This is a genomic window from Streptomyces sp. NPDC087787, assembly GCF_044743035.1.
Lineage (GTDB): Bacteria > Actinomycetota > Actinomycetes > Streptomycetales > Streptomycetaceae > Streptomyces.
Map to the genome: position 1 here is coordinate 113,070 of NZ_JBIUVQ010000014.1, position 18,842 is coordinate 131,911.

Genomic DNA, 18,842 nt, shown 5'->3' on the forward strand with positions numbered 1-18,842 from the left:
AGTGAGCTGAGATGGCATCGATACAGTTGGGTCTCGTCGGCCTCGGCAAGATGGGCGGCAACATGCGGGAACGTCTCCGCAACGCCGGCCTCACCGTGGTGGGCTACGACCGAAATCCGGACGTCTCCGACGTGGACGGCCTGGTCGATCTCGTGGACCGGCTCGAGGCACCGCGCGTGGTCTGGGTGATGGTGCCGGCCGGCGGCGCCACCCAGACGGTCATCGACCAGCTGGCGACCCTGCTCAAACCCGGCGACATCGTCGTCGACGGCGGCAACTCCCGGTGGACGGACGACGAGAAGCACGCCAAGCAGTTGCACGCGCGGGGCGTCGGCTTCGTCGACGCGGGCGTCTCCGGGGGCGTGTGGGGCCTGAAGAACGGCTACGCGCTGATGGTGGGCGGCGACGAGGAGCACGTCCGGTGGCTGAAGCCGATCTTCGACGCGCTCAAGCCGGAGGGCCCGTACGGCTTCGTGCACGCGGGCAAGGTGGGCGCGGGGCACTTCGCGAAGATGGTCCACAACGGCATCGAGTACGCGATGATGCAGGCCTACGCCGAGGGCTGGGAACTCCTCGAGACGGTGGACTCGGTCACCGACGTCCGCGAGGTGTTCCGCTCCTGGACGCAGGGCACCGTCATCCGCTCCTGGCTCCTCGACCTCGCCGTCGACGCCCTGGACGACGACGAGCACCTGAAGAAGCTGCGCGGCTACGCGGAGGACTCCGGCGAGGGCCGCTGGACGGTGGAGGCGGGCATCGACCACGCCGTGCCGATGCCGGCGATCACCGCCGCCCTCTTCGCCCGCTTCGCCTCCCGCCAGGACGACTCCCCCCAGATGAAGATGGTCGCGGCCCTGCGCAACCAGTTCGGCGGCCACGCGGTGGAGGCGACGCAGACGGACGAGCCGAAGAAGCCCTGACCCCGGCCCGCCGCGCCCGCCCGCCTGCCCGGAACGTGCGCGCCGGCGCGCCGTTGGGACAGGGGCGCGCTCGCGGTTCGCGGCGGCGCATGTTCCGGGGTGTCGCGACGCCGAGCGCTGCCGGATCTCGATACGCCTTGTCGCGGTCCGGGTGCGACCGGGACGCGGTCAGCGGGATGCGGCCGCGTTCAGGAGCGGGGCCAGTTCTCGCGCCACCGTCTTCAAGGGGCGTACGTCTCCTTGGGCGCGGGAGAGGATGATCGCGCCTTCCAGGGAGCTGATCATCAGGGTGGCCAGGGGTTCGGCCCGTTCGGGTGGTACGCCCATGCTTGTCAGGGCCTCGGCGACCGGCGACCGCCAGGCCGTGAACGCGGCGGCGGTCGCCTCCCGGGTGGACGCGCGGGCCGAGACGCAGTCCACCGTCGCCGCGGCGACCGGGCACCCCGAGAGGAACCCGGCCGTCTCGTACTCGTCGGTCCACTGCCCGACCATCGCGGCGAACAGCCCGCCCGGCGTCGGCTCGGCCATGCCCGCCATGAAGCGCGCGACGCGGCGGCCCGCGTACCGGCCGGCCCACGCCACCGCCTCGTTGACCAGTTGCTCCTTGCCGCCCGGGAAGTAGTGCTGGAGGGATCCGCGGGGCGCCCCGGCGTGGGCGGCCACCTCCCGCATCCCGGTCGCGCCCACGCCGTCGCGCCGGATGAGCTGGGCCGCGCTGAACACCATCCGCTCGCGCGGCCCCCGCTCGGTGCCCGTCATCGTCGGCCTCCCGGCTCCGTACACGTCTCGCGCCCACCCTATGACCGCCGTCATGAGCGGCGCTACTATGACCACTGTCATAGCCCGGTCCCGACCTCAGGGCGGTCCTCGTGAACGTCGGCTTCATCGGTCTCGGAGTCATGGGGCAGCCCATGGCGCTCCGGCTGGCCCGCTCCGGCACTCCCCTCACCGTGTGGAACCGCACGGCCTCCCGTACCGCTCCGCTGCGCGCGGCCGGCGCCCGGGTCGCGGCGGACCCCGGCGAGGTGTTCGCCCGCTCGGACGTGGTGCTCCTGATGCTGGCGGACGGCGCCGCCACCGACGCGACGCTCGGCCGCGGCGGGCCGGACTTCGCCGCGCGCGTCGCCGGGCGGGTGGTCGTCCACATGGGCACCACCTCGCCCGCCTACTCACGCGCACTGGAGTCCGGCGTACGGGACGCGGGCGGCAGCTATGTCGAGGCGCCCGTCTCCGGCTCCCGCGTACCGGCGGAGAACGGCGCGCTGGTGGCGATGCTGGCCGGTGACGATCAAGCGGTACGGACCGTACGGCCGCTGCTCGCTCCCCTGTGCCGCCAGACGTTCGTGTGCGGCCCCGCACCGGGCGCGCTGCTCACGAAACTGTCGGTGAACCTGTTCCTGATCACGCTGGTGACCGGACTCACCGAGGCGTTCCACTTCGCCGAGCGGCAGGGGCTCGACCCGCGCCTGTTCCTCGACGTCCTCGACGCGGGCCCGATGGCCAGCCCGGTCTCGCGGATGAAGGCGCCCAAGCTGCTGGCCGGGGACTTCGACGTCCAGGCCGCCGCCCTCGACGTGCTGAAGAACAACCGGCTGATCGCCGAGGCCGCACGCGCGTCCGGCACCGCCTCCCCGCTGCTCGACGTGTGCCACGCCCTGTTCGAGGAGACCGTGTCGCTCGGCCACGGCGGCCAGGACATGGTGGCGGTCCTGCGGGCGATCGAGAGCCGTACGCGTGCGGATGCCGGCCCGGCCCCGCTCCCGCCTCACCCGCCGGGGGCGCGCTTGGGAATGCCGTAGGCCCGGTCCACCCGCAGGCGGAGCACCAGTCGGCGGTCGCGGACCATGGTGGCGCGGTAGTCGTCCCAGTCGGGATGCTCGCCGAGGATCTCCCGGTAGAGGCGTACCAGTTCCTCGACGGTCTCGTCGTACGGGTCCGCGGCGACCGGTGACAGGTCCGCGGTGCCCTCGGCGACCGTGTAGGCCCACCGGTCCGGGCTGGTGACGTGGTAGGACGCCCGCGGGTCCCGGCGCAGATTGCGGGTCTTGGCGCGGTCGTCGGTGAGCGAGACACGGATGACCCGCCCGTCCGGGTCGTAGGCGTGCGCTACGTTCGACAGCTGGGGCCGGCCGTCCCGCTTGAGCGTGACCAGTACCCCGCCGCGGCTTTCCGAGAGCAGCGCGAGCAGGGCTTCCTGTGCGGCGTCGTACGGCGTGTCCTGAGTCATACTCCGGTCAACCAGCGGGGCCGCGCCGCGCATTCCCCGTGGCCGCTTCCCCGCCCCCGGGTCCGGGGCGAAGCGGGCGGGGGATCCCGGCGGTCGCCCGCCGGGTTTCCCGCTTCCCTCGCCGGCTGCCCGGCCGGGTGCGTCCCGGCCCGGGTCCGGTCGTCGTGCGGCGCCGGGCCGCCCGGCTCAGGACAGGTGCGCCACCGCGTCCAGGTGGGGCAGGTGGTGGTCGAGCCGCTCCCGCTTGGTGCGCAGGTAGGTGATGTTGCTCTCGCACGGCGGTATCAGCAGCGGGACCGTCTCGGCGACCTGGATGCCGTGCTGCACCAACGCCTCGCGCTTGCGCGGGTTGTTGGACATCAGACGAACCGAGCGCACACCCAGGTCGTGCAGCATCCCGGCGGCCACACCGTAGTCGCGGGCGTCGACCGGCAGGCCGAGCGCGAGGTTGGCCTCGACCGTGTCCAGGCCCTCCGCCTGCAGCGCCATCGCCCGCAGCTTGGCGAGCAGCCCGATGCCCCGGCCCTCGTGGCCTCTCAAGTAGACGACGATGCCGCTGCCTTCGGCGACGACGGCGCGCAGCGCGGCGGCGAGCTGGTCGCCGCACTCGCAGTGCTGGGAGCCGAACGCGTCCCCGGTCAGGCACTCCGAGTGCAGCCGCACCAGGACCCGGTCGGTTCCGATGTCACCGTGCACCAGGGCGACTTGTTCGTCGCCGCGGTCGTGGTCCAGGTAGCCGACCGCCTGGAATTTCCCGTACACGGTGGGCAACGGGGCATTCACGACGCGCTCCACACCTGTACGCCGGGACGACTTCTTGCCGAGTACGGCGAGGTCTTCTGTCATGATCTGATTCCTAAGCAGAGACGAAAGGCCGGAAAACAATGAGTGGTTCGGAAACGCGGCCGAGGCCGACGGCACATGGTCCGTTGCCGGCGGACACCACGCAAGACGTACGGGCGCGGGGGGCGGACCTCTCACGGCAGGCGGCCGTCCTGCCGGTGGGCAGTTTCGAACAGCACGGACCGTACCTCCCGTTGGCGACCGACACGCTGGTCGCCTGCGCCATCGCACGCCGGATCGCCGACGCGTACCCGGTGCACCTCCTTCCACCGGTGACGATCTCCTGCTCGCACGAGCACGCGGCCTGGCCTGGAACCGTCAGCATCTCCTCCGTGACCCTTCATGCGGTGGTGCGGGACATCGCGGACTCACTGCGCCGCTCCGGCGTCGAGGCCCTGGTGGTCGTCAACGGTCACGGCGGAAACTACGTGCTGGGCAACGTCGTTCAGGAGTCCTCCGCGCGCGGTGAGCGCCTCGCGCTGTTCCCGGCCGCGGAGGACTGGCAGACGGCCCTCGACGCGGCCGGGGTGCGCACCTCGCCGCTCACCGACATGCACGCGGGGGAAATCGAGACCTCCATTCTTCTGCACGCTCATCCGGAAATGGTCCGGGCCGGTTACGAGTCCGCCGATTTCGTCGCGGACGACCGGCGGCATCTGCTCACCACCGGAATGTCCGCCTATACCGAATCGGGCGTCATCGGGCGTCCCTCCCTGGGTTCCGCGGAAAAGGGCGAGGAACTGCTGAACAGCCTTGCGGCCGCCTTCGGTCCGTATTTCTCGCTGCTCACTTCCGAGGGCCCCGGATTGCCGGAGAGCGGACGCTGACAGTCCCCGTCGGACGCGCGGCCGGGTTCCGGGGCGGGTTCGGCGGGGCGGGACCCGGCGCGCATCGCGGTGTACCAGCGGGCGACGAGGACGAGCGCCCCGGGCAGGCTGGCGACGAAGCTGAGCACGCCGTACACCACGGCCACCGCCACTCCGGTGCTCGCGCCGAGTCCGGCCGCGCCGAACGCCCAGGCGGCCACGCCCTCGCGGGGCCCGAACCCGCCCACGTTCAGCGGCAGTCCCATGGCCACCAGCGCGAGGACCGCCAGGGGCAGCAGGACGAGCACCGGGGCCGCGAGGCCGGCGACGTGCGCGGCGACCACGAACATCACGATGTGCCCGGCCAGGACGACGGCCGAGGACAGCGCGACGCCCGGCCCGTTGCGACGGGACAGCAGCCCCTCGCGGGCCTCGGCGAGGGCGCGGCGCAGGGCCTGTCCACGCCGCGAGGGCGCGCGGTTCATCCGCAGGGCGAGGACGATGGCGAACGCACCGGCGGCGGCGAACGCGAACAGCGCCACGAGGTGCCGCGTCTGGTCGCGCACGGGGGACGGCAGGGCGAGCAGGACCGCCGCGCCGGTGACGGCGAGCGCGATCTGCCCGGCGACCCGTTCGAGGACGACGGCCCGCACGCCGCGTCCCAGGTCGCCGGCGCTCTGCCCGTGCCGCACCGCCCGGTGCACGTCGCCCAGGACACCGCCGGGCAGCGCCGCGTTCAGGAACAGCGCGCGGTAGTAGTCGGCCACCGCCGGGCCGAGCGGCAGCCGGATGCGCAGTCCGCGGGCCACCAACTGCCAGCGCCAGGCGCTGAACACGGTGGTGACCAGCCCGATGCCGAGCGCCACGAGGAGCGTCGGCGTGTCGATCCGCCGCAGCCCGTCCAGGAAGACACCGGTGCCCAGCCGCCACAGCAGGACGGCGAGGATGGCGACTCCGGCGACGCTCCCGAAGTGGGTGCGTACGGCACGGGTGTTGAGCCGGGACAGCGCGGCGGCGAGGGGGGTGCGAGCGCGGTCGTCGGCGGATGTGCCGTGTGGCCGAGTCGCGTGTGACGCGTTGGACGCCCCCTCCCCCGCACCCGCCTCCCGGTCGCGCAGGCGAGGTGCGTCCACCGTCTGGGCGCTCATGCGGCACGGTCCGTCGGCCGGGACAGCGCCAGGAGGTCGTTGTGGTGCACGACCACCTGCAACTCCCCCGCCGCGCAGGCCTCCAGGCGGTCGGCGAGGTAGCGGTCGGCGCGCGGCTTCAGCTCGGGACGCTGTTCGACGGCCGCGCCGACCCAGCCGCGCAGCCACTGGGCGGTCAGTTCGCGCTGGTCGGGGCCGAGCCGCCAGGGGCTCGGGTGCACCCGTACGGTTGCGCCGTGTGCGGCGAAGGCCTCGCAGGCCGCTTCGACCGCGTCGGGGCCGAGCAGCCCCGTGCGCCGCTGGTGGGCGTTGAACGCCTCGGTGATCTCGGCGTCCAGCGGATCGGCCGGGGTCAGTTCGACCCGGCCGGCCACCGAGAGCGTCAGCAGCGCCGGGCAGCCCGCCCCGGCACAGGCCGCGGCGAGGGTGTCGATCTCCTCGCGGGTCAGGACGTCCAGCAGCGCCGAGGCCGTGACCAGGGACGCTCCTGACAGGGCGTCCGGGGTGAGCCGGGCCACGTCGCCGCGCCGCGTCTCCACGGTGACCCGGCTGCCGTCGGCGGCGGCGCGCGGTGAGGCCACGGCGGCGAAGTGCAGCAGGTAGGGGTCGCGGTCGTGCAGGACCCAGTGCTGGGCGCCGTCCAGCCGGGGGGCGAGCCAGCGGCCCATCGAGCCGGTGCCGCACCCCAGGTCGTGCACGACGAGCCCACCGTGCCGGATCGGCAGGTTCACCAGCCGGATCCGCAGCGGATCGAGCAGCTCCGTGGCCCGCGCGGTGGCGTCCGCGGCCTCGCGGAGCTGCAGCCACTCGGGCGCGTACCGGGGCGGCTCCTCCTGCGCCCCGTCCTCCCGAAGCCTCACGGTGGCCCGCTCCCCGGGCCGCTGGGCGGGCCCGGCCCCAGGAATCACCTCCGGGGACACGGTGTCCTGAGCCGCCAGTGGGGAGAGAGCGCCGGAATCCGCCATGTCCGAGGGTTCCTTTCCTGCGAGCCGCGCCGCGTCCGGGAGCGACCGCCCTGCCACGCTCGTGGCGGGGGCGGACCGCTCCCGCGGGCCGGGCTGGGCCGGGATGGTGCCGGCGAGTCCGGCGGTCTCCGTGGACGTGTCCGGTGTGGTCATGCCGCCCTCCGGGGTTCCTTCGGCAGCCGGCCCAGCACTCCGGCCAGGCTTCGGGCGGTGTTGGCCCAGCCGTCGAGGGCGGCACGCCGGCCGCGTGCGGCGGACTTCAGCCGGCGCCGCACGTCGGCCTCGCCGAACCAGCCGCGCAGTTCGGCGGCGAGGGCCGCGGGGTCCTCCGGCGGTACGAGGATGCCGGGCACCCCGCCGTCGGGGGCGCGGCCGACCGCCTCGCCCACCCCGCCGACGTCGGTGGCGAGCACCGGGATGCCCCGCGCGAGGGCCTCGGTGACCGCCATGCCGTACGTCTCCGCGTAGGAGGCGAGGACCATCAGGTCGGCGGCGGCGTAGCTGGCGTCGAGCTCGGCTCCGGCGCGCGGTCCGGCCAGGTGGAAGCGGTCCTGCAGACCGTGCTCCGCGATCAGGCCGCGCAGCCGGTCGACATAGGCGGGGTCCTGGGTGAGCGCGCCGACGCAGGTGCAGCTCCACGGCAGGTCGGTGACCGCGGCCAGTGCCTCCACCAGCCGGTGCTGCCCCTTGCGCGGGGTGACCGAGGCGACGCACAGCAGCCGGGAGACTCCGTCGGTGCCGGGGGCGAGCGGAGCGATGTCGGCGCCGGGGGCGGCGGCGTGGACCCGGTCGGGGGCGAGGCCGTGGTGGGAGACGAGGCGGCGCACCGCCCAGTCGCTGGTGGCGACGACGGCGGCCACCGCGCGCAGCACCTGGCGTTCCCTGGCGTCGAGTTCCGCGGCCACGGCCGGGTCGAGTCCCGTCTCGTCGCCGAGCGGCAGGTGGACGAGGACGGCCAGGCGCAGCCTCTCGGCCTCGGGCACGACGGTCTCGGGCACGCCGCAGGCGACCAGCCCGTCGAGCAGGACGACGGCGCCGTCCGGCAACTCGCGCAGGACTCGGGCGAGTTCCGCTCGGGCCTCGGCGTCGGGGCGGGGCCAGGCGCCGTCCACGGGATGGGCCCGGACCTGCCAGCCGAAGCCGGGCAGGTCCAGGCTCACCCGGCGGTCGTAGGCGTTGCCGCCGCTGGGGGTGGCCGGGTCGTCGACGCCGCCCGGCAGGACGAAGTGGACGGTGCGCAGGGACATGGGGATGATCCCGACGTTCTCCGAGCCGGCGCGCTGCGCGGGCAGGTAGGTCAGGGGCGAGGGACGGTGGACGGTCGTCTCGGTCACAGCGCACGCTCGTAACTCGCCCAGGCGACGTGCGACTCGTGGAGGGTGACGGTGAGGCCGGCCAGGCCCCTGGCGCCCTCGCCCAGGGCACCCTTGTGGATGCGTTCGGCGAGCCGGTCGGCGATGACCTTGGCCAGGAACTCCGTGGAGGTGTTGATGCCGGCGAAGTCGGGCTCGTGGTCGAGGTTGCGGTAGTTCAACTCGCCGACCACGGCGCCCAGTTCCTGCGTGGCCAGTCCGATGTCGACGACGATGTTGTCGTCGTCCAGCTGCTCGCGCCGGAAGGTGGCGTCCACGAGGAACGTGGCGCCGTGCAGACGCTGCGCGGGCCCGAAGACCTCGCCGCGGAAGCTGTGGGCGATCATGATGTGATCGCGGACGGTGATGCTGAACAACGGACGACCCTCCAGGTGCGGCGCGTCTGATCCCCGGCCGGTCCCTGCCGGGGGATGCCGTGTAGTACGGCTGACCGCTTCCCGTTGTTCAGTGGCTTCTCACTCTTTTCTCAAGGTCAGGCGCTCTTGCCGTCCCCGACCGGACGATCCGTCATGATCGGTCGCCGTACCTGACCCGGTGGCACAGGGCCGGGATCTCCCCGGAGGCGAGCCTCGGCATCACCTCCGGCAGTTCCTCGAACGCGCTCTCCCCGGTGACGAGGGCGTCGAGCGCCGGGTCGGCGAGCAGGTCGAGCGCGAGGGCCAGCCGGTCGGCGTACGTGCGGCTGGAGCGGCGGGCCGGGGAGACGGTGCCGACCTGGCTGCTGCGGATGACCAGCCGGCGGGAGTGGAAGTCCTCGCCGAGCGGGAGGGCGACGCGCCGGTCGCCGTACCAGCTCAGTTCGAGGACGGTGCCCTCGGGGGTGAGCAGTTCCAGCGCGCGGGCGAGGCCCTGCTCGGTGGCGCTGGCGTGCACCACGAGGTCGCAGTCGCCGAGCGCGTCCCCGGGCTGGGCGAAGCCCACGCCGAGGGCCTCGGCGACCTCGGCGCGGGCCGGGTCCGCGTCCACCAGTTGCACGCGCACGCCGGGGAACCGGGCCAGCAGGGCGGCCACCGAGCAGCCGACCATGCCACCGCCGACCACGGCGATGCGATCGCCCACCAGGGGCGCGGCGTCCCACAGCGCGTTCACGGCGGTCTCGATCGTGCCCGCGAGCACCGCCCGCCCGGCGGGCACGTTCTCCGGTACAGGGGTGACCGCGCTCGCCGGGACGACGTAGCGGCTCTGGTGCGGGTGGAGGCAGAAGACGGTACGCCCGGTCAGCTCCGTCGGGCCCTCCTCCACGACGCCCACGCTGAGGTAGCCGTACTTCACCGGAGCGGGGAAGTCGCCCTCCTGGAACGGCGCCCGCATGGCGCCGTACTGGTTCTCGGGCACCTGGCCGCGGAAGACGAGCGTCTCCGTGCCGCGGCTGATCCCGGAGTACAGCGCGCGGACGACCACCTCGCCCGCAGCGGGCTCCGGAAGGTCCGCCGGGCGTATCTCGCCGCGGCCGGGCGAGGTCAGCCAGAAGGAACGCGCGGAGCGGTTCATCAAGAATCCTCCTGAACGATCGGGAAGTTGTTCACGTACCGAGGTGTGCACAGGCCGCGGACAACGTACGCGGCGTTGATCGACTCTGTCACTCGCCGGAGGGTGTTCGGTGGCCCTGAACAACACTTACGAAGCACGGCTGGTCCAGCAGGAGACCGCGGTGGGAGCGGGCGCTCAGATCCTGTTGCTGGCCCTGCTCGGCCCGGCGATCGGCATGGGTCCCGCGGGCTGGGTGACCGGCCTGGTCTTCGCGGTCGCCACCTGGGCGGTGCTCTCCCGGGCACTGCACCGGTCTCGGCCGCGCTCCTTCGGACCGGCCAACCGGGTGACCCTGGGCCGGGCCGTTCTCGTCGGTGGGGTGACGGCGCTGGTCGCGGACTCCTTCGAGAGCGCACCGCCGGTGTCGCTGCTGGTCGCGCTGACCGCGGTGGCCCTGATCCTGGACGGCGTCGACGGCAAGGTGGCCCGCCGCACCGGGACCTCCACGGCGCTCGGCGCCCGCTTCGACATGGAGGTGGACGCGTTCCTGATCCTGGTGCTGAGCGTGTACGTCTCGACGATGCTCGGCCCGTGGGTGCTGCTGATCGGCGGTATGCGCTACGTCTTCGTCGCCGCCGCCCGCGTGCTGCCCTGGCTGAACGCGCCCCTGCCGCCGAGCACCGCCCGCAAGGCGGTCGCCGCGCTCCAGGGCGTCTTCCTGCTGCTCGCCGGATCGGACCTGCTGCCCCTGCCGGCCACCGCCGGCGTGGTGCTGCTGGCGCTGGGCCTGCTGGTGTGGTCGTTCGGCCGCGACGTGCTGTGGCTGTGGCGGACGTCGCGGGTGCGGACGGCCGCCGCGGCCGGCGTGACGAGGGAGGCCCGCCTCAAGGAGTCCGTCGCGGCCCCCGTCACGGAACCCGTCGAGGCGATACTGGAGACGGCGCGGGCCGCGTGACGCGCCGCACGACGGGCGGAGCCGGGTTACGGGAACGTGATCCAGATCCCGCATTCCGCGCGCTGAAACGTGTTCTGCGCGTCACGACGCGTTCCGCGCGCCACGACCGCGTCCGCACGACGGCGAAGGCGGCCGCGGCAACGCCGAGGACGCCCATGAACCGGCCTACCCGATGCCGGCCGCGTCGAGCGGCACGACATGCAGGATCCCGCTTTGATCGTCGGCGACGCGCGATGCGCCCATGGCGAGCGCTCTTGGAGTTGTTTCCGCAGGCCAACTCCTGTGACCGATCACTCTCCACTCGCACCTGCGGCTCTCCTCCTGGGGTGGTGGTGTGAGGTCCCCTCGTGGCGTGGAGTCCGACCCCACGAGGCGCCCGCCTGGCCCGGCTGTTCGTCTCGCACTGCCTGGACTCCTGGGGCCACCCCTACGACAGCGACGTCAACGAGACCCTGACCCTGATCACCGCCGGGCTGTGCGCCAACGCCGTACGCCACGGACGGGTCCCCGGCCTGGACTTCCATGTCCGCCTGTCCACCGAGGTATAGGGCAAGCAGCTGCGCCTGGAGGTCTCTGACACCCGCGCCGAACGCCGCCCTGTCGTCACCGCTCCCACAGAGCCCGACGCGGAGTCCGGTCGTGGCCTCCTCCTCGTCACTGCCCGGGCCGACGACTGGGGCGTCACCAATCGCCGCTGCGACCCGGGCAAGACGTTGTAAGCGTCCCTGAGTGCGTCCCGGCCTTCGGCGGAATGACCACACCGAAGGCACGGCCCGATGCTGGCCGCCTGGATACGCTGAGTGCCGTGACCGAGAAGGTTCGCCTGGTTGGCGGCGGGAGCGCCTGAACCGGTTGAATGTCGGCGGACATCCAATCTGGTGCGGGGAGGCGTGGTGGCGGAGCCGGTCAAGGTCCGGACGCTGACCGATCAGGAGGGTCGGAGATCACCGTAGCTCTGACGGCAGCCGGGCCGTCACCCCGGTGAACGTTGCCGGTCCTAGCGGTCTGCGGGATTCCGGGACGCCGGTGTACGACGGCTGGAAGACCGGCTCCGGAGTACGAGAAAGACCACGATGCCAGCGAGGCCGAGGACGATCCCGGCCCCAAGCCAGGGCCACGGAGACCATTCCTCGGTGCAGCTCTGCTCTGTCCCTGTCGTGACGCAAACGTCGCCCGGGCCGCCTCGATTGAGATAGGCGACATAGAAGGCCGGAAGGCTCAGACCCGAAAGAAGTCCGGGCAACCCACGGTCCGTCTGGCGATGCGTCACAAGCAGCGCAGTGCCGACCGCCGCACACAGCAGCACCAGCATGCCTATCGTCCAGAGGCTCAGAAGCCCGAGGGAGCTCGCCGCCCCCACCAGCGCCCAAGCAGCGAACCAGCCCCAGTCCTGCGGACTCCGCGACGGACGCCCGTGGGGAATCGTGCCGTTTTCGCGAGGTACATCCATGACGCCTGCCCGCACCTGAGTGATGAAAGACCGATGCTTGACCGCCCGGCGCATCGCCGGTCCCGGCCTGCCCATCCACGTAAAACCGTCGCCGCGGCACGTAGGATGTAGTTCCGATCGCCGCGCCGTGCCTCATATCGTCCGCGAAATCACCCTGACGTCTGCGCACCGCCCTCTGCCACCCCTTCAGCGCCATGCCACGCCCCCGTGGAAACCAACTGGTCGCTGAACGACTGCCTCATATTAGGCCCGGCACACACGATGGGTCACCAGCTCTACTCTGGCTCTTGACGCTATGTCAGCTTTGTTCCTGAAGACGCCTGACTTCCGACGGTCTGCTGGGTCGCGCGGATCCACAGCGGGCACAGCCATCGCTCGGCCGGGAGAGGCCGCCGTCCTTGCCGGAGCCCGGGCCGTCGTACCGCGCGCCGCGGCCGGCGAGGAGCAGGGTCGCCGGGGTTTCCCCGGTCGCAAATCGTGACGGCGACAGCGCGGCGCGACAAGGCCCGCGTCATACCCAGCACGGAGAACAGCATCAGCCCGCCCGCGAGCCAGCACCCGAAGATTTGGCCCCCGAGGATCCGAGCGGCGGTCTCCTCCTCCCGGGTAGTGGCCTCGAAACCCAGTAGCCCGCCGATCATCATCACGAAGAGCACGCCGCAGAGCAGCATGTTCCCCACGCCAGCGATGACAGCGACCGGCTTGTCCACCCGGCGTACACGTCTCCAGAGTTGTATGGCTCTCATGGGCACGGGAGCCTAACCAGGAGTACGCCCACGACCGTCGACAGCGACCGACCATGAAGACGAGTGGTTCTCAAATCCTGTGTCGCTCTACGGTTGTTCCCCGTGACCATCGAGATGCCCTACCAGCCACTTCCGATCGACCAGTCCGACGTGCGCTACATCCACGGACCCGATTCCGCTCTACAGCCGGGCGTGCCCGCGGGCGAGACGGTTGAGCTCGAGTGGAGGGGCAGCGCGGTCTACCCGGGAACCTTCCGGAAGTTCTGGGTACACGTGCCCGCACAGTACGACCCAGCGGAACCGGCATCCTTGATGGTGTTCCAGGACGGATGGTGGTACCTGGACCCCGCAGGGGAGGTACGCGGCGCGATCGTCCTGGACAACCTCGTTCACCGCGGCGACATCCCCGTCACCATCGGCGTGTTCGTCGATCCTGGCGTCTTCCCCGATGCGGAGAACCCGAAGAACCGCAACAACGAGTACGACGCCTTCGACGACCAGTACGTCACCTTCCTCCTCACCGAGATCATCCCGCAGGTTGCGGAGCGCTATACCATCGCCCACTCGCCCGAAAGGTGGGGCATCTGCGGCGGAAGCAGCGGCGGCAACTGCGCCTTTACCGCCGCGTGGCTGCGTCCGGACAAGTTCCGCCGCGTCATCGGATACCTTTCCAGCTTCGCGCAGATGCCGGACGGCAATCCCTACCCGGACCTCATCTCCCGCGTTTCCCGCAGGCCGCTGCGCATCTTCATGCAAGGCGGCCACCGCGACCTGCACTGGAATGAGCCACAGTGGAACTGGCTCGCCGAAAACCTGCGCGTGGCAGCCGCTCTCGCTGAAGCGGGCTACGACTTCCGCCTTGTCCTGGGAGACGGCGGACACACCCCCAACCACGGCGGCGTCCTGCTGCCGGACGCTCTGCGCTGGCTGTGGCGGCCCAACGAGCATTGATCGACACATGCATCATCCAGCCTGGCGCCGGCTGCGGTGAGGTGGGCTGCACCCTGGATCGTGCTTGTCCACCCGTCCGCGATCGACCTGTCCAGCTCACACTTGCGCTTCCTGACCGGGCAGCTCGCCGAGCACGCCGAAAGGTCGGCACCCGCTGGCGGCGCCTGCCCCCGAATCGGCAGGCCCTGCTCGTCCTGGCCCACCTGCGCTGCGGTGACACCTGCACCCAGCTCGCGGCCTCCTTCGGCATAGGTGTGGCCACGGTCTACCGCTACATCCGCAACGCCGTGGACCTCCTGGCCGTACTCGCCCCCACCCTCAAGCAGGCCATGGTGGTTGCCGCACGCAAGGCGTTCGGGATCCTGGACGGACCCTTACTGCCCATCGACCGCATCGCGGCCGACCGCCCCTTCTACTCCGGCAAGCACCGCATGAACGTCCAAGTCCTCACCGACCCGTTCGGGAAGCTCATCTGGGCTTCGCCGGCTCTGGCGGGCGCGGTCCACGACATCAGGGAAGCCCGCTCCCACGGCCTGCTGGACGCCCTCAGCTCCGGCAGCATCCGGTGCTGGGCCGACAAGCTGTACCAGGGCTCCCGCCCCACCGTCCGCGTCCCCTTCCGCGGCGCCTGGAGCAGGCTCTCCGCCGGACAAAAGGCTGTCAACCTCGCCCACGCGAAGATCCGCGCACTCGGCGAGCAGGCTGGCCACCCTCAAGTCCTGGCGCGTGCTGCGGAAACTCCGCGGCAGCACCACCCACATCACCGACCGTGTCTAGGCCGTCCCCGCCCTGGAGCTGACCGCCTCAACCTGAGGAGTAAGCCTCACTGCCTCCTATACTCCTGGCGTGTTGGATACGTCGAACTACATCCACGTTTCTTCCGTGCTCAATCGGCAGTCGATCGCACAGCATGGCCTGGATTGGGCCCGGATGGGCGCCGCACCGGGAATCGCCGGCAGCCGCCGCCCTGAGGTGGAGGGGATCTTCGTCTGTCGGGGCGAGGAGGAAGCACAGTTCTTCCTTCAGATCAACAACACCCGTGGGCCGGTTGATGTCTGGTCCGTGGACGGCATCGATGAGGGGTTGCTCCTCGACAACGGCAACGGATTCGTCTACCTGCCCGGCCGCATACCAGCCGAGCGAGTCCGCCTCCTGCGATCAGACGTTCCTCCGCAACGTGGTTTTTGACTTCGCGCGGCGCTACGGCTGGGGGCCGACCCATGCGGATCTGGCTGCGAGCTCGGCGAAGGCGTGGTACCCGGGCACGTGTGGTGGCCACGAACAGCAGGGAACGGGCTCGCTGCATCTCGCGGCGGAAACGCCCCGGATAGGTGGTGCGAAGGCGCTGGATCTCCGCACGGGGAACACGGGCTGGCCTCTCCGTTCCAGAAGATGTCCAGGCTGGTTTCTCACCGACCTGATCAGCGCTCGGCAGTCCGTCACGTCATGACCACAGGTCGACGGTCGCCGAGGTGGTGCGGCCGGCCTCGGTGAGGGCGAGGGGCCCGGTGCCGGCGACCGGGTTCGCCGTCTCGCTCCGTTCCGTCGGCCCGTCCACCTGGCGGTGCCGCCGGTGGCACCGACCGCCTGCCGATGATCAGGACGGAGTGCGTCGCCTGCTGCCGGTCCCGGACGGGCCGCGCCCCTCGTGGAGGGCCATCTCCTCCCCCGAGGGGTCGCGTCCGTCCGCCGGCCGGGCCGAGCTCAGGCGGCCCCGTGCGCCAGCTTCCCGTGCGCGCGCACGATCTCCGCGTAGCCGCGGCCGCTGGTCTTGATGGTGCGGGCCTGGGTGGCGTAGTCGACGTGGACGAGGCCGAAGCGCTTGGCGTAGCCGTACGCCCACTCGAAGTTGTCCAGCAGCGACCAGGCGAAGTAGCCGGCCAGCGGGGCGCCCTTGCGGGCGGCGGAGGCGCAGGCGGCCAGGTGTCCCACCAGGTAGTCCCGGCGCTCGGGGTCGTCGACCGTTCCGTCGGGGCCCACGGTGTCCGGGAAGGCGGAGCCGTTCTCGGTGACGTAGAGCTTGCGCGCGCCGTACTCGTGGGTGAGGCGCAGCAGCAGCGTCTCGATGCCGGACGCGTCGATCTCCCAGTCCATGCCGGTGCGGGGCACGTCCGGGCGGCGTACGGCACGGGCGTGGGGCACCGGCCCGTCGGGGTCGTCGGCCACCGTCGCCGGGAAGTAGTAGTTGAGGCCGAGCCAGTCCAGCGGGGCGGCGATGATGTCGAGGTCGCCGGGGCGTTCGGGGAGGTCGACGCCGTAGACCTCGCGCATGTCGGCGGGGAATCCGCGGCCGTGGACCGGGTCGAGCCACCAGCGGTTGACGTGGCCGTCGTGGCGGCGGGCGGCGGCCTGGTCCTCGGGGCTGTCGCTCGCGGGGAAGACGGTGGAGAGGTTGTTGACGATGCCCACCTCGGCGCCGGACGTCACGGCGCGGATCGCCTGGGCGGCCAGGCCGTGGCCGAGAAGAAGGTGGTAGGAGGCGCGGACCGCGGCGGTCGGATCGGTCAGGCCGGGGGCCATCTTGCCCTCGAGGTGGCCGATCCAGGCCGAGCACAGGGGCTCGTTGAGGGTGGTCCAGTGGGACACCCGGTCGCCGAGACGTTCGGCGACGACGGAGGCGTAGGCGGCGAAGTGCTCGGCGGTCTCCCGCTCGGGCCAGCCGCCGCGGTCCTGGAGGGCCTGCGGCAGGTCCCAGTGGTAGAGGGTGACGGAGGGGGAGATGCCCGCCGCCAGCAGACCGTCGATCAACTCGTCGTAGAAGTCGAGGCCCTTGGGGTTCACCGGACCGTCGCCGTCCGGCATCACGCGCGGCCAGGCGATCGACAACCGGTAGGCGTTCACGCCCAGTCGGCCCATCAGCGCGACGTCCTCGCGCCAGCGGTGGTAGTGGTCGCAGGCGGTGTCGCCGTGGTCGCCGTTGTCGATCTTGCCGGGGGTGTGGGAGAAGGTGTCCCAGATGGACGGCGAGCGGCCGTCCTCGGCGACGGCCCCCTCGATCTGGTACGCCGATGTGGCCGTGCCCCACCGGAAGTCCTGCGGGAGTGCGGCGAGGTCGATGGCGTGGGACACGGAAGTCCTTTCGAGACTGGGTATGTTGGCGGTCACTTCACCGCTCCCGCGGTGAGCCCGGCGACGAGGTAGCGCTGGAGCAGCAGGAACCCGGCGACCACGGGCACGCTGACGACGAGCGAGGCGGCCATGATCTGGTTCCAGTACACGTCGTACTGCGTGGAGTAGCCCTGGAGGCCCACCGCGAGCGTGCGGGTGGTGTCGTTGGTCATGACGGACGCGAAGAGCACCTCGCCCCAGGCGGTCATGAAGGCGTACACGGCGACGGCGACGATGCCGGGGATCGCGGCCGGCACGACGACCCGGAACAGCGCGCCGAGCGGCCCGCAGCCGTCCACCAGCGCCGCCTCGTCCAGGTCGCGCGGCACCGAGTCGAAGTACCCGATGAGCATCCAGATCGAGAACGGCAGCGAGAACGTGAGGTACGTCAGGATCAGGCCGCCGCGCGAGCCGAACAGGGCGATGCCGGTGGCGTTGCCGATGTTGACGTAGAGCAGGAACAGCGGGAGGAGGAAGAGGATGCCCGGGAACATCTGCGTCGACAGGACGGTGACCGTGAAGACGCGCTTGCCGTGGAAGCTGTAGCGGCTGACGGCGTACGCCGAGAAGACCGCGATCACCACGGAGCAGACCGTCGCGGCGCCCGCCACGATCAGCGAGTTGACGAAGTACCTGGCGAGCGGGACCGTCGACCAGATGTCGATGTAGGGGCGGAAGGTCAGACCGCTCGGCAGCCAGCGGAACTTGCCGGTGACGTCCGCGAGCGGCTTCAGCGAGCTGGAGACCATCACGTACACGGGCACCAGGACGAACCCGGTCAGCAGGGTGAGGAAGATCCGCCGGGTCCACAGGAAGGTGCGCGGCGGCGCCATCGGGGACCGGTGGACCGTGGTGGTCGCGGACTCGAGGGTGGTGTCAGACATCGGCGGACCTCCGTCCGCGTGAGGTGAGCACGAGGTAGCCGCCGGTGACGAGCAGCAGGAAGAGCAGCAGCAGGACGGACATGGCGGAGCCGGTGCCGAAGTTCCAGGTGACGAACGAGGCCTGGTAGATGTGGACCGAGATGAGGTCCGCGGCCTCGGGGGCGGCCTTGCCGAACAGCACGTACGGCGTGTTGAAGTCGTTGAACGTCCAAAGGAACAGCACCAGGACCAGCACCTGGTTGACGGGCCGCAGGGACGGCAGGGTGATGCGGCGGATCTGCTGCCAGACGCCGGCGCCGTCCAGCGCGGCGGCCTCGTACAGTTCGCGCGGGATGTTCTGGAGTCCGGCCATGACGATGAGGAAGGCGAACGGCCAGCCCTTCCACACCGACACCGTCAGCAGCGCGACGAAGCTGTTGTCGCCGATGAGCCAGAACGAGGGCTTGTCGGTGAGGTGCAGCTGGTCGTGCAGCACGTGGTTCACGAGGCCGTTGTCGTGCTGGAACATGAACACCCAGGTGATGACGGCCGCGTAGACCGGCAGCGCGTACGGCACCAGGAACACGGCGCGCAGCAGGCCGCGTCCGCGGAAGGTGTCCTGCATGCAGATGGCGGCCGCGGTGCCGATGAGCCAGCACAGGCCGACCGACAGCAGGGTGAACGCGATGGTGACGAGGAAGGAGTGCAGCAGCGCCTCGCCGACGGGGGCGTTGAAGTCCACCGACATGCGGTAGTTGTCGAGGCCGGACCAGGGAGCCGTGCCCCAGTCGCGGATGTAGAACTGGGTGAGCTCCTTGAAGCTCATCACGATGCCGATCACCATCGGCACGATGTGGACCAGGAGTTCGAGCAGCAGGGCGGGCAGGAGCAGCAGGTACGGCAGCGAGACACGTCCGAGCCACCCGGGGCGGCGCGGTCCGCGCGCCGCCCCGGGTGACTTCACGGGCGCCGTCGTCCCGCCGGTGTGCGCGGGAGCGGTGGTCGTCATGTGGGTGT

17 protein-coding genes and 2 pseudogenes are annotated in these 18,842 nt (G+C 71.3%); 8 read left to right on the forward strand and 11 right to left on the reverse strand.

What is annotated here, in order from left to right:
• Nucleotides 1-20: 20 nt before the first annotated feature.
• The gene (gnd, locus tag ACIOWN_RS22635) at nucleotides 21-920 is read left to right on the forward strand and encodes a phosphogluconate dehydrogenase (NAD(+)-dependent, decarboxylating) (RefSeq protein WP_362351501.1); all 900 of its coding nucleotides are present in this window, start codon (nucleotides 21-23) and stop codon (nucleotides 918-920) included.
• 168 nt (nucleotides 921-1,088) lie between these two features.
• Here the strand turns inward: gnd and ACIOWN_RS22640 are convergent, their stop codons facing one another.
• Nucleotides 1,089-1,679: a TetR/AcrR family transcriptional regulator gene (locus tag ACIOWN_RS22640; protein WP_362351224.1), complete on the reverse strand. Its 591-nt coding sequence runs from the start codon at nucleotides 1,677-1,679 to the stop codon at nucleotides 1,089-1,091.
• A 110-nt stretch (nucleotides 1,680-1,789) separates the two neighbouring features.
• On the opposite strand from ACIOWN_RS22640, the gene ACIOWN_RS22645 reads away from it, so the two are divergent.
• Nucleotides 1,790-2,719, forward strand: coding sequence for an NAD(P)-dependent oxidoreductase (locus ACIOWN_RS22645; protein ID WP_401983190.1), 930 nt, complete (start codon nucleotides 1,790-1,792; stop codon nucleotides 2,717-2,719).
• Here the strand turns inward: ACIOWN_RS22645 and ACIOWN_RS22650 are convergent.
• Nucleotides 2,686-3,147, reverse strand: a complete 462-nt coding sequence (locus ACIOWN_RS22650; RefSeq protein WP_401983191.1) for a PPOX class F420-dependent oxidoreductase — start codon at nucleotides 3,145-3,147, stop codon at nucleotides 2,686-2,688. The two genes, ACIOWN_RS22645 and ACIOWN_RS22650, sit on opposite strands and share 34 nt — an antisense overlap.
• Nucleotides 3,148-3,333: 186 nt before the next feature.
• Nucleotides 3,334-3,993, reverse strand: a complete 660-nt coding sequence (gene ribA / locus ACIOWN_RS22655; RefSeq protein ID WP_362351219.1) for a GTP cyclohydrolase II — start codon at nucleotides 3,991-3,993, stop codon at nucleotides 3,334-3,336.
• A gap of 38 nt (nucleotides 3,994-4,031) precedes the next feature.
• Between ribA and ACIOWN_RS22660 the strand changes: the two genes are divergently transcribed.
• A complete protein-coding gene (locus ACIOWN_RS22660) occupies nucleotides 4,032-4,817 on the forward strand; it encodes a creatininase family protein (RefSeq protein ID WP_401983192.1) in 786 nt (261 codons plus the stop codon).
• A 158-nt stretch (nucleotides 4,818-4,975) separates the two neighbouring features.
• Here ACIOWN_RS22660 and ACIOWN_RS22665 read toward each other — a convergent pair.
• The 5 genes and pseudogenes from ACIOWN_RS22665 to ACIOWN_RS22685 all read right to left on the reverse strand — a co-directional run.
• Nucleotides 4,976-5,944, reverse strand: a pseudogene (locus tag ACIOWN_RS22665) (lysylphosphatidylglycerol synthase transmembrane domain-containing protein); the annotation flags it as partial.
• A complete protein-coding gene (locus tag ACIOWN_RS22670) occupies nucleotides 5,941-7,062 on the reverse strand; it encodes a methyltransferase domain-containing protein (RefSeq protein WP_401983193.1) in 1,122 nt (373 codons plus the stop codon). The gene ACIOWN_RS22670 and the pseudogene ACIOWN_RS22665, both read right to left, overlap by 4 nt.
• On the reverse strand, nucleotides 7,059-8,243 hold the full coding sequence (locus tag ACIOWN_RS22675) for a glycosyltransferase family 4 protein (protein ID WP_401983194.1): 1,185 nt from the start codon (nucleotides 8,241-8,243) through the stop codon (nucleotides 7,059-7,061). Before ACIOWN_RS22675 ends, ACIOWN_RS22670 begins: the two co-directional genes overlap by 4 nt.
• On the reverse strand, nucleotides 8,240-8,638 hold the full coding sequence (locus ACIOWN_RS22680; protein WP_362351211.1) for a 6-carboxytetrahydropterin synthase: 399 nt from the start codon (nucleotides 8,636-8,638) through the stop codon (nucleotides 8,240-8,242). Before ACIOWN_RS22680 ends, ACIOWN_RS22675 begins: the two co-directional genes overlap by 4 nt.
• A gap of 151 nt (nucleotides 8,639-8,789) precedes the next feature.
• A complete protein-coding gene (locus tag ACIOWN_RS22685; protein ID WP_401983195.1) occupies nucleotides 8,790-9,773 on the reverse strand; it encodes a zinc-binding alcohol dehydrogenase in 984 nt (327 codons plus the stop codon).
• Nucleotides 9,774-9,882: 109 nt separating this feature from the next.
• Here ACIOWN_RS22685 and ACIOWN_RS22690 point away from each other — a divergent pair, with 109 nt between their 5' ends.
• From ACIOWN_RS22690 to ACIOWN_RS22710, 5 genes and pseudogenes are all read left to right on the forward strand, one after another.
• Nucleotides 9,883-10,707: a CDP-alcohol phosphatidyltransferase family protein gene (locus tag ACIOWN_RS22690; protein ID WP_401983196.1), complete on the forward strand. Its 825-nt coding sequence runs from the start codon at nucleotides 9,883-9,885 to the stop codon at nucleotides 10,705-10,707.
• A gap of 347 nt (nucleotides 10,708-11,054) precedes the next feature.
• Complete coding sequence (locus ACIOWN_RS22695; RefSeq protein ID WP_358731692.1) at nucleotides 11,055-11,255, forward strand: hypothetical protein; 201 nt, start codon at nucleotides 11,055-11,057, stop codon at nucleotides 11,253-11,255.
• A gap of 1,750 nt (nucleotides 11,256-13,005) precedes the next feature.
• Nucleotides 13,006-13,854 carry an alpha/beta hydrolase gene (locus ACIOWN_RS22700; protein ID WP_401983197.1) on the forward strand — a complete coding sequence of 283 codons (849 nt, stop codon included), beginning with the start codon at nucleotides 13,006-13,008 and terminating at the stop codon, nucleotides 13,852-13,854.
• Nucleotides 13,855-13,914: 60 nt separating this feature from the next.
• Nucleotides 13,915-14,631 (forward strand): annotated as a pseudogene (locus tag ACIOWN_RS22705) (transposase family protein).
• Nucleotides 14,632-14,700: 69 nt separating this feature from the next.
• Complete coding sequence (locus tag ACIOWN_RS22710) at nucleotides 14,701-15,042, forward strand: hypothetical protein (protein ID WP_362351200.1); 342 nt, start codon at nucleotides 14,701-14,703, stop codon at nucleotides 15,040-15,042.
• 516 nt (nucleotides 15,043-15,558) lie between these two features.
• Here the strand turns inward: ACIOWN_RS22710 and ACIOWN_RS22715 are convergent.
• From ACIOWN_RS22715 to ACIOWN_RS22725, 3 genes are read right to left on the reverse strand one after another with little or no spacing between them, the layout of a single operon-like run.
• Entirely contained in the window at nucleotides 15,559-16,923 is a 1,365-nt protein-coding gene (locus ACIOWN_RS22715) for a GH1 family beta-glucosidase (RefSeq protein ID WP_401983198.1), read from the reverse strand.
• A gap of 32 nt (nucleotides 16,924-16,955) precedes the next feature.
• Nucleotides 16,956-17,846 (reverse strand): carbohydrate ABC transporter permease, encoded by an 891-nt coding sequence (locus ACIOWN_RS22720; protein WP_362351194.1) that lies wholly within the window; start codon nucleotides 17,844-17,846, stop codon nucleotides 16,956-16,958.
• The gene (locus tag ACIOWN_RS22725) at nucleotides 17,839-18,834 is read right to left on the reverse strand and encodes a sugar ABC transporter permease (protein WP_362351191.1); all 996 of its coding nucleotides are present in this window, start codon (nucleotides 18,832-18,834) and stop codon (nucleotides 17,839-17,841) included. Before ACIOWN_RS22725 ends, ACIOWN_RS22720 begins: the two co-directional genes overlap by 8 nt.
• Nucleotides 18,835-18,842 lie beyond the last annotated feature (8 nt).

Bases quoted from the DNA above. Each gene is read 5' to 3' on its own strand.
- ACIOWN_RS22640 (WP_362351224.1), bottom strand. From the start codon at position 1,679: ATGACGGGCACCGAGCGGGGGCCGCGCGAGCGGATGGTGTTCAGCGCG.
- ACIOWN_RS22650 (WP_401983191.1), bottom strand. From the start codon at position 3,147: ATGACTCAGGACACGCCGTACGACGCCGCACAGGAAGCCCTGCTCGCG.
- ribA (WP_362351219.1), bottom strand. From the start codon at position 3,993: ATGACAGAAGACCTCGCCGTACTCGGCAAGAAGTCGTCCCGGCGTACA.
- ACIOWN_RS22660 (WP_401983192.1), top strand. From the start codon at position 4,032: ATGAGTGGTTCGGAAACGCGGCCGAGGCCGACGGCACATGGTCCGTTG.
- ACIOWN_RS22670 (WP_401983193.1), bottom strand. From the start codon at position 7,062: ATGACCACACCGGACACGTCCACGGAGACCGCCGGACTCGCCGGCACC.
- ACIOWN_RS22685 (WP_401983195.1), bottom strand. From the start codon at position 9,773: ATGAACCGCTCCGCGCGTTCCTTCTGGCTGACCTCGCCCGGCCGCGGC.
- ACIOWN_RS22720 (WP_362351194.1), bottom strand. From the start codon at position 17,846: ATGTCTGACACCACCCTCGAGTCCGCGACCACCACGGTCCACCGGTCC.
- ACIOWN_RS22725 (WP_362351191.1), bottom strand. From the start codon at position 18,834: ATGACGACCACCGCTCCCGCGCACACCGGCGGGACGACGGCGCCCGTG.